Annotated in this window: 15 protein-coding genes and 1 tRNA gene; 13 read left to right on the top strand and 3 right to left on the bottom strand. The window is 43.8% G+C overall.

Annotated features, from left to right (window positions below; translation table 11 throughout):
- Window positions 1–17 precede the first annotated feature (17 nt).
- Entirely contained in the window at window positions 18–275 is a 258-nt protein-coding gene (locus A361_RS24250) for an HPr family phosphocarrier protein (protein ID WP_009331822.1), read from the top strand.
- Window positions 276–318: 43 nt separating this feature from the next.
- Here A361_RS24250 and clpP read toward each other — a convergent pair whose 3' ends face one another.
- A complete protein-coding gene (gene clpP, locus A361_RS24245; RefSeq protein ID WP_009331821.1) occupies window positions 319–924 on the bottom strand; it encodes an ATP-dependent Clp endopeptidase proteolytic subunit ClpP in 606 nt (201 codons plus the stop codon).
- A 305-nt stretch (window positions 925–1229) separates the two neighbouring features.
- On the opposite strand from clpP, the gene A361_RS24240 reads away from it, so the two are divergent.
- From A361_RS24240 to eno, 9 genes are all read left to right on the top strand, one after another.
- Window positions 1230–1301, top strand: a tRNA-Arg gene (locus A361_RS24240).
- Between the two features lie 360 nt (window positions 1302–1661).
- Window positions 1662–2993 carry an RNA polymerase factor sigma-54 gene (gene rpoN, locus A361_RS24235; protein WP_019383300.1) on the top strand — a complete coding sequence of 444 codons (1332 nt, stop codon included), beginning with the start codon at window positions 1662–1664 and terminating at the stop codon, window positions 2991–2993.
- A 17-nt stretch (window positions 2994–3010) separates the two neighbouring features.
- On the top strand, window positions 3011–3259 hold the full coding sequence (locus A361_RS24230; protein ID WP_019383299.1) for a glutaredoxin family protein: 249 nt from the start codon (window positions 3011–3013) through the stop codon (window positions 3257–3259).
- 135 nt (window positions 3260–3394) lie between these two features.
- Window positions 3395–4417 carry a sugar-binding transcriptional regulator gene (locus tag A361_RS24225; RefSeq protein ID WP_009331818.1) on the top strand — a complete coding sequence of 341 codons (1023 nt, stop codon included), beginning with the start codon at window positions 3395–3397 and terminating at the stop codon, window positions 4415–4417.
- A 45-nt stretch (window positions 4418–4462) separates the two neighbouring features.
- Window positions 4463–5470 (top strand): type I glyceraldehyde-3-phosphate dehydrogenase, encoded by a 1008-nt coding sequence (gene gap / locus A361_RS24220; RefSeq protein WP_009331817.1) that lies wholly within the window; start codon window positions 4463–4465, stop codon window positions 5468–5470.
- Between the two features lie 463 nt (window positions 5471–5933).
- Window positions 5934–7118, top strand: a complete 1185-nt coding sequence (locus A361_RS24215) for a phosphoglycerate kinase (protein WP_009331816.1) — start codon at window positions 5934–5936, stop codon at window positions 7116–7118.
- Window positions 7119–7180: 62 nt separating this feature from the next.
- Window positions 7181–7942 carry a triose-phosphate isomerase gene (tpiA, locus tag A361_RS24210; protein WP_019383298.1) on the top strand — a complete coding sequence of 254 codons (762 nt, stop codon included), beginning with the start codon at window positions 7181–7183 and terminating at the stop codon, window positions 7940–7942.
- Window positions 7935–9470 carry a 2,3-bisphosphoglycerate-independent phosphoglycerate mutase gene (gene gpmI, locus A361_RS24205; protein WP_019383297.1) on the top strand — a complete coding sequence of 512 codons (1536 nt, stop codon included), beginning with the start codon at window positions 7935–7937 and terminating at the stop codon, window positions 9468–9470. The genes tpiA and gpmI overlap by 8 nt, the downstream gene beginning before the upstream one ends.
- A gap of 31 nt (window positions 9471–9501) precedes the next feature.
- Complete coding sequence (gene eno / locus A361_RS24200) at window positions 9502–10797, top strand: phosphopyruvate hydratase (protein ID WP_019383296.1); 1296 nt, start codon at window positions 9502–9504, stop codon at window positions 10795–10797.
- A 124-nt stretch (window positions 10798–10921) separates the two neighbouring features.
- Here the strand turns inward: eno and A361_RS24195 are convergent, their stop codons facing one another.
- Complete coding sequence (locus tag A361_RS24195; RefSeq protein ID WP_019383295.1) at window positions 10922–11569, bottom strand: nuclease-related domain-containing protein; 648 nt, start codon at window positions 11567–11569, stop codon at window positions 10922–10924.
- Window positions 11535–11786 (bottom strand): nuclease-related domain-containing protein, encoded by a 252-nt coding sequence (locus tag A361_RS29570; RefSeq protein WP_082919413.1) that lies wholly within the window; start codon window positions 11784–11786, stop codon window positions 11535–11537. The genes A361_RS24195 and A361_RS29570 overlap by 35 nt, the downstream gene beginning before the upstream one ends.
- A 271-nt stretch (window positions 11787–12057) precedes the next feature.
- On the opposite strand from A361_RS29570, the gene secG reads away from it, so the two are divergent.
- From secG to rnr, 3 genes are all read left to right on the top strand, one after another.
- Window positions 12058–12291, top strand: coding sequence for a preprotein translocase subunit SecG (gene secG, locus A361_RS24190; protein WP_009331810.1), 234 nt, complete (start codon window positions 12058–12060; stop codon window positions 12289–12291).
- 210 nt (window positions 12292–12501) lie between these two features.
- On the top strand, window positions 12502–13248 hold the full coding sequence (locus tag A361_RS24185; protein WP_009331809.1) for an alpha/beta hydrolase: 747 nt from the start codon (window positions 12502–12504) through the stop codon (window positions 13246–13248).
- A 36-nt stretch (window positions 13249–13284) separates the two neighbouring features.
- On the top strand, window positions 13285–15609 hold the full coding sequence (rnr, locus tag A361_RS24180) for a ribonuclease R (protein WP_019383294.1): 2325 nt from the start codon (window positions 13285–13287) through the stop codon (window positions 15607–15609).
- The last annotated feature ends 70 nt before the right edge of the window (window positions 15610–15679 follow it).

Raw genomic sequence — 15679 nt, 5'->3', positions numbered from 1 at the left:
CAGGGAGGAGATATACAATGGCGGAAAAACAGGTTGAAGTTAAGCTGAAAACAGGATTACAGGCACGTCCGGCGGCATTGTTCGTACAGGAGGCCAATCGGTTCTCATCCGATATTTTTCTGGAGAAGGACGGAAAGAAGGTAAATGCCAAAAGCATAATGGGGCTGATGAGTCTGGCAGTAAGCTCAGGATCGGTCATTACCCTCAAGGCTGAAGGGAACGACGAAAACGAAGCTCTTGAGGCACTTGCGAACTATATTCAAAAGGAAAACTAAAACAACTCGCATCGGGAAGATGCGAGTTGTTTTTTTATGCTTATTATTTATCTTTCTTCTCATCCAAAGAGTTTCTGGTAATGATTTGGTCAACCAAACCGTATTCAAGAGCTCTTTCAGCTGTCATAAAGTTATCGCGGTCAGTGTCTCTCGCAATGACTTCAAGCGGCTGTCCAGTGCGCTCTGAAAGAATTGTGTTTAATTTTTCGCGAAGGAAAAGAATGCGCTTTGCAGCGATTTCAATTTCAGTCGCCTGTCCCTGAGCTCCGCCTAGCGGCTGATGAATCATGACTTCACTGTTTGGAAGGGCAAAACGCTTGCCTTTCTCACCAGCAGCAAGAAGGAACGCACCCATGGATGCTGCCATACCGATACAAATCGTTTGTACCTTTGGCTTGATAAATTGCATCGTATCATAAATAGCCATACCAGCTGTAATGCTACCGCCCGGGCTATTAATGTAAATGGAAATGTCTTTTTCAGGATTTTCTGCTTCAAGGAATAAAAGCTGGGCAACAATTGAGTTTGCCACATTGTCATCGATTGCGCTTCCCAGCATAATGATGCGGTCTTTTAAAAGGCGGGAGTAAATATCATAAGCGCGCTCCCCGCGGTTTGTTTGTTCAATAACTGTAGGGATTAAGTTCATTTTCCAATTCCTCCTTCAAAATAAGGTTAACACACAAGATGAACAAGCATGTTCTTTCAAGTAAAGAAAATTTTTTAACTCCTATGTATTATCATGATACACTGATGGTCAATTAAGGTCAAACAAATCGCATAGAATTCGTGCTTGATTCGTTCGACACTTTTTTCTGTGCTGTGCTATCTCATTCCATGATACCCATTGTTCCAATTTTTAAACTAAAAGGAGGCTTGCAAAGTGAATAAACTTATCATATAATTAGTTATCGTAGCGGCTGAGCGCTTGGTCAGCCACCTGTTAAAATATCTGCCCTCGTGGTGCAACGGATAGCACGTGAGATTCCGGTTCTTAAGATGTGGGTTCGATTCCTGCCGAGGGCGCTGTCAAAACTCCTTGTCTGATACGGACAGGGAGTTTTTACTTTTTAAGCTATCCGCAAATAAATCCAGCCTATGAGCACACAAAAAAATTTATCCGCAAGTAATTTGGCCCTATACGCAAATAAAATTCCTCTATCCGCACATAAATCTAAAAAAACATCCTAAACTTAAGCCCGAATTTCAAAAAAATCCTTAAAATCCACAGTTTTCACCATAAAAAATGAATATTCTTCCCTCTTCCATGCATATTGTGAAGTATTCAGAAAGATGGTAAAGTGCCCGTGCGATTGGCATTTGCCAAGATATTTCCATACAACATTTACCTGGAATATTGTAAAATGGGGACAGGGGGAATGTACGATGAATTTGAAAGCTGGGTTATGGCAGCAGCAGACAATGAAATTAACAATGACACAGGAGCTGACGCAGGCGATTGCCCTTCTGCAATACAGCACACAGGAGCTTTCTGCTTTTTTGGAAAGCAAGGCGCTTGAAAATCCCCTTTTAAAAGTAGAGTCCGGTCAAGTCCAGACGATGGATCCCCGTTATGACCGTGTCAAACCGACGAGGATAAAAGTCGAAAAAGATAAAATAAATTGGATTGAGCAGATTGGCTGCGGAAAGACGATGATGCTGGATGAATATTTGAAGTCGCAGCTTCATTTGAAATTAAACAAGGACGAAAAAAAAGTAATTGAGCATCTTATTGAGAGCCTTGATGAAAACGGTTACTTGCGAGCGGATTTGCAGACAGCTGCCAAGGCGCTCCAGATGCCTCTTGAAAATATGGAACAGATGCTTGAAGAATTGCAGGAACTCGAGCCTGCTGGTGTTGGCGCGAGGAATCTCCAGGAGTGCCTTTCCCTGCAGATTAAGAGATTGCCAGAGAGAAATGAACTCGCTGAAATTATTTTAGATGAATACTTTACCTTTTTTGCGGAGAAGAAATGGAAAGAGATTGCCAAGCAGCTTGGTGTGGGGCTAAAAGAGATTCAGGAGGTATTCGACCTTGTGCAGACCTTGAATCCTAGGCCGGCTTCATCCTTCCAAAGCGAGAAATCGGCATATATAACACCGGACGTGATAATTAAGTGGGATGGAAGCTCCTTTTCTGTAAGTGTTTTTGATGAAGTGCTTCCTAAAATCAGTTTTAATGAAGGTTATTATAAAAAGTTTGCGGCCTCTGGAGACCGGAATGTCAGCCGCTTCCTTCAGGAAAAGCAGCAGGATTATCAATGGATCATGAGGAGCATAGAGCAGAGAAAAGAGACTCTTGCGAATGTGACCCTTAAAATCGTTGAAAAACAGCAGGACTTCTTTATAAAAGGACCTTCACATCTGAAGCCGATGACCATGAAGGAAATATCAGATGAACTCGATATTCATGAATCAACTGTCAGCCGTGCTGTCCGGGAAAAATATGCGCAAACGCCATATGGGACCTATGAGCTGAGGTCGTTTTTCTCAAGCACGATTAAAACAACATCCGATGAAAATACGTCTTCACAGCAGGTCAAGACGATAATTGGTAAAATGATAGAAAAGGAAAATAAGCAAAAGCCTTTATCCGACCAGGAGCTTGTGAAGCTGCTGAAGGAAGAAGAGGGGATGGTTGTCAGCAGAAGGACGATTGCAAAATATCGGGATCAGCTGGGCATCCCATCATCATCTAAACGGAAAAGGTATGACTGATAAAGGAGATTTGCTGATTGAAACAGCCAGAGGTCGTGTTTTATACACGCTGCAGATGCCCGCTGTGTGATAAAGCCAAGGATGTAATAATGGAATTAAAGAAAGAGTACGATTTTAACTTAATTGAGAAAGACATTGATGGTAGCGATGAACTGACAGAGAAGTATGGGCTCATGATCCCGGTTGTTGAAATTGATGGGTATGAAGTGCAGTTCGGGCATATTGATGCCATTACGTTAAGTGAAGCGCTTACAGAAAAAAACTGAGTTTTATTAGTTGATTTCACTACTCACTCTTGCTATTATTGAAGAGAAGCAAGGGTGATTTTTTTTGTGGTAAGTGGGACATAATATGTCTATGCGGGACAAAAAATGACCACATATGATTAAGGAGCTATCCGGATGTACTCACTAATTGATATTCAAAAAAGATTATTGCCTGATATGCTTGCGGTTATGCAGAAGCGCTATGGGATCCTTCATTACATAGGGCTGATGGAGCCGGTTGGAAGAAGGAGCCTTGCAGTAAGTTTGGGCCTGACGGAAAGAGTGCTGAGAAGTGAGGTTGAATTTTTAAAAGACCAGAATCTGATCCGCATTTCAAGTACGGGGATGAGCCTTTCTGCCGATGGCAGGGATTTGCTTGAAGCTCTTGAAGGAATAATGAGGGATATATCGGGTATAGCCGTAATGGAGCAGGAATTATCCCGAAAACTTGGCATTCGCCAGGCGATCATTGTTTCGGGCAACAGCGATGAATCTCCATGGGTAAAGCAGGAGCTTGGCAGGGCAACAGCGATGTGTATGAAATCAAGGCTCAAAGGCAAAAATATCATCGCAGTTACCGGCGGATCCACAATGGCAGCCGTAGCGGAGATGCTAACCCCTGATCTTGCTGAACGGGATTGGCTGTTTGTGCCGGCACGGGGCGGAATTGGGGAAGATGTTAAAAATCAGGCTAACACCATTTGTGCAAAAATGGCTGATCATACAGATTCCAGACACCGCGTCCTTTATGTACCGGACCAGGTGAGCAGGGAGATGTATGAAAGCATCATTAAGGAACCCAATATTAAAGAAGTAATCACCCAGATCAAATCTGCTAGCATGGTTTTACACGGGATTGGGGACGCTATTACAATGGCGGAACGCCGCAAAACCAGTGAAGAAGATTTTGTTAAAATCAAGCATGCCCAAGCAGTAGGAGAATCCTTTGGTTATTACTTCAATGAAGGCGGCGAGGTTGTACATAAGGTTCAGACCATCGGCCTTCAGCTGGATGACCTATCCCATATTGAACATGTCATTGCAGTGGCAGGCGGCTCTTCAAAGGCAAAAGCCATTGCTGCATACATGAAACGGGCACCATCCTCTACCATTTTAGTGACAGATGAAGGTGCAGCAAAACAGTTGTTAAAAGGGTAATCCCTTTTCAAATATTAAATCTACCTTTCTAAGGAGGAAATAATCATGGCAGTTAAAGTTGGTATTAACGGATTTGGAAGAATCGGGCGTGTTGTTTTCCGTGCAGCTCTTAAAAACCCTAACGTAGAGGTTGTAGCAGTAAATGACCTTACAGATGCAAACATGCTTGCACACCTTTTAAAATATGATTCCGTACACGGAACATTAAATGAAGAAGTAACAGTTGATGGCGATTACCTTGTTGTTGGCGGCCATAAAGTAAAAGTACTTGCTGAGCGCGATCCTGCTCAATTAGGATGGGGAGACCTTGGCGTAGAAGTAGTAGTAGAATCTACTGGCCGTTTCACAAAGCGTGCTGACGCTGCGAAACACCTTGAAGCTGGTGCGAAGAAAGTAATCATTTCAGCTCCTGCAAGTGACGAAGATATCACAGTGGTTATGGGTGTTAACCATGATAAATATGACCCTGCAAACCACCATGTAATCTCTAACGCATCTTGTACAACAAACTGCTTGGCTCCATTTGCAAAAGTATTGAACGACAGCTTCGGAATCAAGCGCGGTATGATGACAACTGTTCACTCATACACAAATGACCAGCAAATCCTTGACTTGCCGCACAAAGACTACCGCCGTGCCCGTGCAGCAGCAGAAAATATCATTCCAACAACTACTGGCGCTGCAAAAGCAGTATCTCTAGTATTGCCTGAACTTAAAGGCAAATTGAACGGTGGAGCTATGCGTGTCCCAACTCCAAACGTTTCTCTTGTTGACCTTGTTGCTGAGCTTGACAAAGATGTAACAGCAGAAGAAGTAAACAGCGCTCTTAAAGCAGCTGCTGAAGGCGAACTTAAAGGCATTCTTGCATACAGCGAAGAGCCATTAGTATCTGGCGACTACAACGGAAACCCAGCTTCTTCTACAATCGATGCACTGTCTACAATGGTTATGGAAGGCAGCATGGTAAAAGTTATCTCTTGGTATGACAACGAGTCTGGTTATTCTAACCGTGTAGTTGACCTTGTTGACTACATCGCTCAAAAAGGACTTTAAAAAAGAAAACTTCCATCAAAGGGGAATTAGTTCTTCTCCTTTGATGGTTAATTGAAGTTACCGGGCATAACGGGAAGTTACTCCTCGTTTTACTCCTGGGGGCTACTGCCCGTTAATCGCGGCAATTGAGAAACCTTTACGAGAAAAAAATTCGTTTTGCGAAGCATTCTCAAGGTGAATTTTTTCTCTAAAAAAATACCTCATCTTGTTGGATATTAAAATCTCTAACGTCTATAATGGATAAGGGTAAAAGGGGAGCAGGGAAACAATCCCTCTCCCTTTTGTTTTAAAGCAAAAAGTAAAAATAATTGACTAGGTTGGTGTCTAGCTCCGGCTCCTGGGGTCTCGAGTCATAAGCCAATCGCTTCTGAAGGCAAAGCACGCCTTCTGCCAGCGCTCGTCTTATACTTGTCGCCCCTGGGCAAGGCGCTTCCGCTTTTCCTGGTAAGGAGGTCCTTTTGCTATGAACAAAAAAAGCGTAAAAGATGTAGAGTTAAAAGGCAAACGAGTTTTTTGCCGCGTTGATTTCAACGTACCTATGAAGGATGGACAGGTTACAGATGAAACTCGTATCCGTGCAGCTCTTCCAACTATTGAGTATTTGACTAACCAGGGTGCTAAAGTAATCTTAGCAAGCCATTTGGGCCGTCCGAAGGGTTCAGTTGTTGAAGAATTGCGTTTAACACCAGTAGCAAAGCGTTTGTCCGAGCTTCTTGGCAAAGAAGTGAAGAAGGCGGATGAAGCATATGGCGATTCTGTAAAAGCAATGGTTGACACGCTAAGTGAAGGAGATGTTCTTCTTCTTGAAAACGTGCGTTTCTATCCTGGAGAGGAAAAGAATGATTCTGAACTTGCAAAGGCATTTGCTGAGCTTGCTGACGTGTATGTGAACGATGCCTTTGGAGCAGCGCACCGTGCACATGCCTCAACGGAAGGAATTGCACATCATCTTCCTGCAGTATCAGGACTATTAATGGAAAAAGAACTTGATGTACTTGGAAAAGCTCTTTCAAATCCTGAGCGTCCATTTACAGCCATTATCGGCGGCGCAAAGGTTAAAGATAAAATCGGTGTAATAGAAAACCTTCTTGAAAAGGTAGATAACCTGATCATTGGCGGCGGACTGGCCTATACATTTGTAAAGGCACAGGGCCATGAAGTAGGGAAATCTCTATTGGAAGAAGATAAGATTGAACTTGCAAAGTCCTTTATGGAAAAAGCGAAAGAAAAAGGCGTGAACTTCTACATGCCTGTTGATGTTGTGGTAGCAGACGATTTTTCCGAGGAAGCCAATATTAAGACAGTAGCAATTGAAGAAATTCCTTCTGATTGGGAAGCCCTTGATATCGGACCTAAAACGCGCGAAATCTACAGCGATGTAATCCAGAATTCCAAGCTGGTCATCTGGAATGGGCCAATGGGTGTGTTCGAATTGAAAAAATTCGCCGGCGGAACAAGAGCAGTGGCTGAGGCTTTAGCAGAAGCGAACGATACATATTCAGTCATTGGCGGCGGAGATTCTGCAGCTGCAGTTGAGAAATTCCATCTTGCTGACCGCATGAGCCATATCTCAACAGGCGGCGGCGCTTCCCTTGAGTTTATGGAAGGAAAGGCTCTGCCTGGCGTAGTGGCTTTAAACGATAAATAATTTAACCAGGGCTGTTTAGCCCTGTCTTTTGACAATAATAAAAGCATGAAAGGACGTGCAACATGCGTAAACCAATTATCGCAGGAAACTGGAAAATGCATAAAACACTTCCGGAAGCGAAAGTATTTCTTGAAGAAATCAATGGCTTAGTACCGGGGAAAGAGCAGGTAGAAACAGTTGTATGTGCCCCTGCACTATTCCTGGAACGCCTTGTGGATAGCGCAAAGGGTTATGATGTTGAAATCGGCGCGCAAAACATGCACTTTGAAGAAAGTGGTGCTTTTACAGGCGAAATCAGCCCTGTGGCACTTGAAGACCTTGGGGTAAAATATGTAATCCTTGGTCATTCCGAGCGCCGGGAAATGTTTAATGAAACAGACGAGGCCGTTAACAAAAAAACTCTGGCTGCTTTTAAATACAATTTAACTCCTATCGTTTGTGTCGGTGAATCGCTTGAACAGCGTGAAAAGGGCGAAACAATGGATCTTGTAGGCTCTCAGGTGGAAAAGGCTCTTAATGGTCTAACTGAAGATCAGGTAAAGCAGACTGTTATTGCGTATGAGCCAATCTGGGCAATCGGAACTGGCAAGTCTTCAACATCGGCAGATGCGAATGAGGTATGTGCACATATCCGCTCTGTAGTTGCGAAGCAATTTTCCCAAGTTGCAGCAGATGCAGTCCGCATTCAGTACGGCGGAAGCGTAAAGCCTGCAAATATTAAAGAATATATGAGCCAGCCTGATATTGATGGAGCTCTTGTAGGCGGCGCAAGCCTTGAGCCGCAATCATTCCTTCAATTATTGGAGGCAGGCAAGAATGAGTAAATCTCCAGTTGCATTAATCATCTTAGATGGCTTCGCATTGCGTGGAGAGCGGATGGGAAATGCCGTTGCCCAGGCAAAGAAGCCAAACTTCGAACGCTACTGGAATACCTACCCTAACGCAACTCTGACAGCCAGCGGCGAAGCAGTAGGTCTTCCGGAAGGGCAGATGGGAAACTCTGAAGTAGGCCACTTAAACATTGGTGCAGGCCGGATTGTTTATCAGAGCTTAACAAGAGTAAACGTGGCCATTCGTGAAGGACATTTTGAGAAAAACGAAACGTTCCGTTCTGCGATTGACCATGTCAAAAAGAATGGCACGGATCTTCATTTGATGGGACTTCTTTCAGATGGAGGCGTTCACAGCCATATTCAGCACTTATTCGCACTGCTTCGCATGGCTGCTGAAGAAGGCGTGAAGAATGTCTATGTTCATGGGTTCCTGGATGGACGTGATGTTGGCCCGCAAACAGCAGCAGGCTACATTAAAGAAACGCAGGAAAAAATGAAGGAATACGGAGTCGGCGAATTTGCGACGATTTCTGGACGCTATTATTCCATGGACCGCGACAAACGCTGGGAGCGAGTTGAAAAGTCATACCGTTCCATGGTGTATGGCGATGGCCCATCATACAGCGATCCCCTGGATTTAGTTGAAGATAACTATAAGAATGGTATCTTTGATGAGTTCGTCATTCCATCTGTCATAACAGCAGAAGATGGTAAACCGGTTGCAACAATTAAGAAAAATGATGCAGTCATTTTCTATAACTTCCGTCCGGATCGGGCAATCCAGATTTCGAACACTTTTACAAATAAAGACTTCCGTTCATTTGATAGAGGGCCAGGACATCCTGAGAACTTGTTCTTCGTTTGTTTAACCCACTTCAGTGAAACAGTTGACGGATATGTAGCGTTCAAACCGACCAACCTTGATAACACCCTTGGTGAAGTTCTGGCGCAAAATGGAAAAACACAGCTCCGCATTGCGGAAACAGAAAAGTACCCTCATGTGACGTTCTTTATGAGCGGCGGACGTGAAGAGAAATTCCCTGGCGAAGAGCGGATCCTGATCGATTCACCGAAAGTAGCTACCTATGACCTTAAGCCTGAAATGAGCGCTTATGAAGTAACGGACGCGTTGATGAAGGAAATAGAGGCTGATAATTTCGATGCGATCATCCTGAACTTTGCTAACCCGGACATGGTGGGGCACTCAGGCATGCTTGAGCCAACGATCAAGGCGGTTGAAACAGTTGACGAATGCCTTGGCAAAATTGTTGATTTGATTATTTCTAAAGGCGGAAAAGCGATTATCACAGCTGACCATGGCAACGCTGATGAAGTTGTTACCTTGGAAGGCAGCCCAATGACCGCTCATACAACAAACCCAGTTCCAGTCATCGTTACACAGGATGGTGCAGAGCTCCGTACAGACGGAATTTTAGGAGACCTTGCTCCAACTGTCCTGGACCTGCTTGGATTGGAAAAACCTGAAGAAATGACAGGAACCTCTTTATTGAAAAAATAAAAGATTTTTTATAAAAAAGGAGAGAATTACTATGCCATTTATCGAACAAGTATATGCTCGTGAAGTATTAGATTCCCGCGGTAACCCAACAGTTGAAGTTGAAGTTTTAACAGAATCAGGATTTTTTGGCCGTGCCATCGTTCCTTCTGGAGCGTCCACTGGTGAGCACGAAGCAGTAGAACTTCGTGACGGCGACAAGTCCCGTTACCTTGGAAAAGGCGTTCAAAAAGCAGTAGACAACGTAAACAACCTAATTGCTGACGCTGTTATTGGTCTAGATGTAACTGACCAGGTTGGCATCGACCGCACGATGATCGCATTAGATGGAACTGAAAACAAAGGCAAGCTTGGCGCGAATGCGATCCTTGGCGTATCCATGGCTTGTGCACATGCTGCTGCCGAGTCTGTAGGACTTCCGTTATACCGTTACCTTGGAGGCTTCAATGCGAAGCAGCTTCCAACACCAATGATGAACATCATCAACGGCGGATCTCACGCTGACAACAACGTGGACTTCCAGGAATTCATGATCATGCCTGTAGGAGCTCCTACTTTTAAAGAAGCAATCCGTATGGGTGCTGAAGTTTTCCATTCATTGAAAAAAGTTTTATCTGGCAAAGGCCTGAACACAGCTGTAGGTGATGAAGGCGGATTCGCTCCAAACCTTGGCTCTAACCGTGAAGCTCTTGAAGTCATCATTGAAGCTATCACAAATGCTGGCTACGAAGCAGGCAAAGACATCTACCTTGCAATGGATGTTGCTTCTTCTGAGTTCTTCAACAAAGAAACTGGCAAATACGATCTTGCAGGCGAAGGCCGTACTGGCTTAACTTCAGAAGACATGGTTAACTTCTACGAAGAGCTTGTAAACGAGTTCCCAATCATCTCAATTGAAGATGGTCTTGACGAAAACGACTGGGAAGGACACAAGCTATTAACTGATCGCATCGGCGGAAAAGTTCAGCTTGTTGGTGACGACTTATTCGTTACAAACACGAAGAAGCTTGCTCAAGGAATCGAGCAGGGCGTAGGCAACTCAATCCTGATCAAAGTAAACCAAATCGGTACTTTAACGGAAACATTCGAAGCAATCGAAATGGCGAAGCGTGCCGGCTACACAGCAGTTGTATCTCACCGTTCCGGTGAAACAGAAGATGCTACAATCGCTGACATCGCTGTTGCAACAAACGCTGGCCAAATCAAAACTGGTTCAATGTCACGTACAGACCGTATTGCTAAATACAACCAGCTTCTTCGCATCGAAGACGAGCTTGGCGATTTAGCTGTATATGATGGATTAAAATCCTTCTATAACTTGAGCAAGTAATCTTGCTTGTGCAGCCGTCCCGCGTGGGGCGGCTGTTTTTTTGATGTTGGCCGGTAAATAGGACAGTTTGGCCGGCATTTTCCCGGTTTTGGCCGGTAAAAATCAAATATTGGCCAGTAAATATTCACTTTCGGCTGGTAAAATGGAGTCTCTCAAAAAAATCGGCAGATAATTGATAGGTTCGGTCTTTATATGAACTGGAAAAGGGAAGTTTCAGCGCAGTAAGCAGCTTTTTGGCAATATTTGAGGAAGATAAATGGGTGAATTCCCGAAATTGCTGATTCGTAATGGAGGAACTAATCGAAAGAAGGTAATCATGGAGGGTTCTAATATGTGCTTCCTTATCAGCAGTATGGCAATTACTGCATTTCCAGGTGCCCAGCATCCTTTTCATTGAAAATCTGCTGCATTCAGGACATTGAATGCCGGTAATAATCTCTTTTATATCAATGTCATAGTATTTTAGGACATTGTAATTCGCAGGGATATTCTTTTTTGTAATAGCTCTGCTTAACTTTCTGATCTCTCTGTCTGTTAATGTCTCTGCCGGATAGTTCTCCTTTAGTTTATCTATCCTTTCTCTCAAATGGCTCGCATGCAGCACCTTTTCTATGGCCAATTTGTGATAAGAGGAAGTCTTGATAACAGTAGAAGGATTACTGATTACAACAAGATATTCAATGGGTGTGTGAATCTTATGATCAGCCAGCCATTTTCCAAGTTCCTTTTGCTGCCTTTTAGCTTGTATTAAAGGATCGAAAACCTCTTTCATTTTCTTGCTTGCTCATTTTCAGCTGGTTAAATGCGGGGTCAAAATAAAGAGTGCCGGAGATGTTCTTAATTTCGAGGATAAGAAGGAAGATTGGGCATAGGAGAAGCATATCGATTTGAAAGAAGTCTCCGTTGCCATTGGAAAGCCGAGTATCTTTAACGATTATGAACTCAGGTAAATCTTTTAAAAAGTAGTCCACAGCCTCTTCTCCGCGAATACCTGCTTTTCGCTTCGTTAATCACTTTCGATGAGACCCCTTTTTGGATGTGATAGGGGAGTCTACTCAATAAGGCATTAATGCTAAGAATAAAATTTGATATTTTCCGCTCTTTTATGATCAACGGCATCATTCCTTTCACAATATAAATTCTCTCAGCTGCTATAAAAGTCCTTCCAACTAACAGGTCCTGCCAAAATCTTATTGTTTATGCAATAAAAATGTGATAAATTAAGAATAATGTGATTGTACGTTTTCAGGAGGTGGCTTCATGCATACATTATTGATTACCCTTTTAGTCATAGTTTCGATTGGCCTAATTGTAGTTGTACTCCTTCAGTCTGGTAAAAGCGCAGGTCTTTCCGGTGCCATTTCAGGGGGAGCTGAGCAGCTTTTTGGAAAGCAAAAAGCACGCGGGATTGATCTGATTCTTCACCGCATCACGATCGTTCTTTCTGTTTTATTCTTTATCCTTACTGTTTTAGTTTCTTATTTCGCGATATAAATGAATGCAGCGCCTGGCCTTCAGAAGGTCAGGCTTTTATTTTTGGCTCTGTACATTTGCCTATTTTGGCTAACGTTCACATTTTTTACATAAGAAAGCTTTTTTATTGGCATGTTGCCCCGCTGTTTGCTAAAAATAAGGAATGCAGAATTAATCAAACGTTTGATTAATAAAAATATAGGAATTATAAAGGTAAAAGGAGTTTTATCAATGAGAGTTGTGGCGCCAAAACCGTTTACATTTGGAAATGGAAAAAGAGCAGTCCTGCTGCTGCATGGTTTTACCGGAAATACAGCAGATGTAAGAATGATGGCAAGATTTCTTGAAACGAAGGGATACACCTGCCATGCCCCGCAGTATAAGGGACATGGAGTTCCGCCAGAAGAGCTGGTTCATACAGGCCCGGAAGACTGGTGGAAAGATGTGGTGGAAGGGTATGAATTTCTAAAAAACAAGGGACATAAAGAAATTGCAGTGGCCGGACTTTCCCTTGGCGGCGTATTTTCCCTTAAATTGGGTTACACTGTACCTGTAAAGGGTATTGTTCCGATGTGCGCACCTATGTACATAAAAAGCGAAGAAGTCATGTATGAAGGAATTCTGAGCTACGCGAGAGAATATAAGAGACTTGAAGGTAAGCCGGAAGAACAAATTGAACAGGAAATGGAAGAGTTCCAAAAAACACCGATGAATACATTAAAGGCACTCCAGGAGCTGATCGCGGATGTGCGAAATCATGTGGATATGATTTACTCCCCAACATTTGTTGTACAGGCACGACATGACCATATGATCAACACGGACAGTGCTAATATCATTTTTAATGAAGTGGAGAATGACTTAAAGCAGCTGAAGTGGTACGAAGAATCCGGGCACGTGATTACTCTCGATAAAGAGCGTGATCAGCTGCACGAAGATGTGTATGGGTTTTTAGAAAAGCTTGATTGGGAAGAATAATACCAGAAGAAAAACTCCCCAAGGAGGGATGAAGATATGGAAAATAGTATACAACAACTGATCGACAAGCTGCTTCATTATATGAAAGATGAAGCGTATAAGCCATTGACGGTTCAGGAGCTTGAAGCTGCGTTTGGAATAGAGGATTCCACAGGCTTCAAAGATTTCGTCAAGGCACTTGTTGTCATGGAGGAAAAAGGGCTTGTCGTCAGGACGAGAAGCAATCGCTACGGCTTGCCGGAAAAAATGAATCTTATCCGCGGCAAGCTTTCCGGCCATGCAAAGGGATTTGCCTTTGTCATTCCGGAAGAGCAGGGAATGGATGATATTTTTATCCCGCCCAATGAAACGAATAATGCTTTAAATGGCGATATCGTTCTTGCGCGTGTGACGACTGAGAGTTCAGGACAGAGGCGGGAAGGTACAATTGTCCGCATATTAGAGCGCGGTGTGACACAAATTGTCGGAACTTATACGGAAAGTAAGCATTTTGGATTTGTTATCCCGGATGATAAAAAGTTTGCCAGTGATATTTTTATCCCCAAAGCAGCATCAAAAGGCGCTGTTGAAGGGCACAAGGTCGTTGTAAAACTGACCACTTATCCAGAAGGCAGAAAGAGTGCAGAAGGAGAAGTTATTGACATTCTCGGGCATAAAAATGACCCGGGTGTGGATATTCTATCTGTTATTCACAAGCATGGCCTTCCGCTTGAGTTTCCGGATGAGGTGCTTAAGCAAGCTGAAGAAACGCCGGATACGATTGATCCAAGTGAATTGGAAAACCGCCGGGATCTTAGAAACGAAGTCATCGTTACCATTGACGGTGCTGATGCGAAAGACCTTGATGACGCAGTAATGGTCCAAAAGCTTGAAAACGGACATTACAGACTTGGTGTCCATATTGCTGATGTAACGTATTATGTACGCGAAGATTCACCAATCGACCGGGAGGCTGAAGAGCGGGCAACCTCCGTGTATTTAGTGGACCGGGTGATCCCGATGATTCCGCATCGCTTATCAAACGGCATCTGCTCTTTGAATCCGAAAGTGGACCGTCTTACCCTTTCTTGCGAGATGGAAATTACACCGGACGGGGAAGTGGTGAAACACGAGATTTTCCAGAGTGTGATTAAAACAACGGAACGGATGACTTATTCAGATGTGAATAAGATTTTGGAAGAGCAGGACGAAGAACTTATCAACAGGTACCAGCCGCTTGTGCCGATGTTCGAGCTGATGAAGGAGCTTTCTTTGATCTTGCGTAATAAGAGAATGCATCGCGGAGCCATCGACTTTGATTTTAAAGAAGCGAAAGTCATTGTGGATGAAGAGGGCAATCCGACAGAGGTGGCATTGCGCGAACGCTCGATTGCGGAGCGCCTGATTGAAGAGTTTATGCTCGCAGCCAATGAAACCGTTGCTGAGCACTTCCATTGGATGGATGTACCTTTCATTTACCGTATCCATGAAGATCCGAAGGAAGATAAGCTGAGAAGATTTTTCGAGTTCATCACGAACTTTGGCTATATTGTAAAAGGAACAGCCAATTCCGTTCACCCGCGTGCTCTTCAGGAAATCATTGAAGAGGTTCAGGGAAAGCCGGAAGAAATGGTTGTATCCACAGTGATGCTCCGCTCCATGCAGCAGGCGAAATATTATGAAGAGAGCCTGGGCCATTTCGGGTTATCAACAGAGTTTTACACACACTTCACATCACCGATTCGCCGTTACCCGGACTTAATTGTCCACAGACTAATCCGCACCTATTTAATTGAAGGCAAGCTGGATCAGGCGACAAGGGAAAAGTGGAATGTACAGCTCCCGGATATTGCTGAGCATTCTTCCAATATGGAGCGCCGTGCAGTGGAAGCGGAACGCGAAACAGATGAGCTTAAGAAAGCGGAATATATGGCTGATAAAATTGGCGAAGAATATGATGGGATCATCAGTTCTGTTACGAATTTTGGAATGTTTGTCGAGCTTCCAAACACGATTGAAGGCCTTATTCATGTCAGCTATATGACGGACGATTATTACCGCTATGACGAGCGCCAGATGGCGATGATTGGCGAGCGTACGGGCAATGTGTTCCGCATAGGCGACGAGATCACTGTTCGTGTCGTCAATGTAAATAAAGACGAACGCTCGATTGATTTTGAGATCGTCGGCATGAAGGGAACCCGCAGACGGGAACCACGTGAAGCTCCAAAGGTGTTCAAGACAGGCAGCAGCGAGAAAAAGCCGCGCAGAAGTAAGACTGACCAGGGAAATGGAAACAGTTCAGGCGGCCCGAGAAAGAAAAAAGAGAAAAAGCATTACGAAAATGCGCCAAAAGCAAAGCGGAAGAAAAAGAAGAGGTAAAGAAAATTGGGAGGGCCGAAAAGGCTCTCTCTTTCCCTTCTCAGCAGGGCTACTCGTTGAGAGGGGCACG

Source organism: Cytobacillus oceanisediminis 2691, assembly GCF_000294775.2.
In the GTDB taxonomy this organism is placed as follows: Bacteria; Bacillota; Bacilli; order Bacillales; family Cytobacillaceae; genus Cytobacillus; species Cytobacillus pseudoceanisediminis.
Note: the sequence above shows the minus strand (reverse complement) of the source record. Positions and strands in the feature narration are given on the sequence as shown.

What these genes read in the sequence shown, in the direction of transcription:
- A361_RS24250 (WP_009331822.1), top strand. Translation starts at nt 18, where the DNA reads ATGGCGGAAAAACAGGTTGAAGTTAAGCTGAAAACAGGATTACAGGCA.
- clpP (WP_009331821.1), bottom strand. Translation starts at nt 924, where the DNA reads ATGAACTTAATCCCTACAGTTATTGAACAAACAAACCGCGGGGAGCGC.
- rpoN (WP_019383300.1), top strand. Translation starts at nt 1,662, where the DNA reads ATGAATTTGAAAGCTGGGTTATGGCAGCAGCAGACAATGAAATTAACA.
- A361_RS24225 (WP_009331818.1), top strand. Translation starts at nt 3,395, where the DNA reads ATGTACTCACTAATTGATATTCAAAAAAGATTATTGCCTGATATGCTT.
- gap (WP_009331817.1), top strand. Translation starts at nt 4,463, where the DNA reads ATGGCAGTTAAAGTTGGTATTAACGGATTTGGAAGAATCGGGCGTGTT.
- A361_RS24215 (WP_009331816.1), top strand. Translation starts at nt 5,934, where the DNA reads ATGAACAAAAAAAGCGTAAAAGATGTAGAGTTAAAAGGCAAACGAGTT.
- tpiA (WP_019383298.1), top strand. Translation starts at nt 7,181, where the DNA reads ATGCGTAAACCAATTATCGCAGGAAACTGGAAAATGCATAAAACACTT.
- gpmI (WP_019383297.1), top strand. Translation starts at nt 7,935, where the DNA reads ATGAGTAAATCTCCAGTTGCATTAATCATCTTAGATGGCTTCGCATTG.
- eno (WP_019383296.1), top strand. Translation starts at nt 9,502, where the DNA reads ATGCCATTTATCGAACAAGTATATGCTCGTGAAGTATTAGATTCCCGC.
- A361_RS24195 (WP_019383295.1), bottom strand. Translation starts at nt 11,569, where the DNA reads ATGAAAGAGGTTTTCGATCCTTTAATACAAGCTAAAAGGCAGCAAAAG.
- secG (WP_009331810.1), top strand. Translation starts at nt 12,058, where the DNA reads ATGCATACATTATTGATTACCCTTTTAGTCATAGTTTCGATTGGCCTA.
- A361_RS24185 (WP_009331809.1), top strand. Translation starts at nt 12,502, where the DNA reads ATGAGAGTTGTGGCGCCAAAACCGTTTACATTTGGAAATGGAAAAAGA.
- rnr (WP_019383294.1), top strand. Translation starts at nt 13,285, where the DNA reads ATGGAAAATAGTATACAACAACTGATCGACAAGCTGCTTCATTATATG.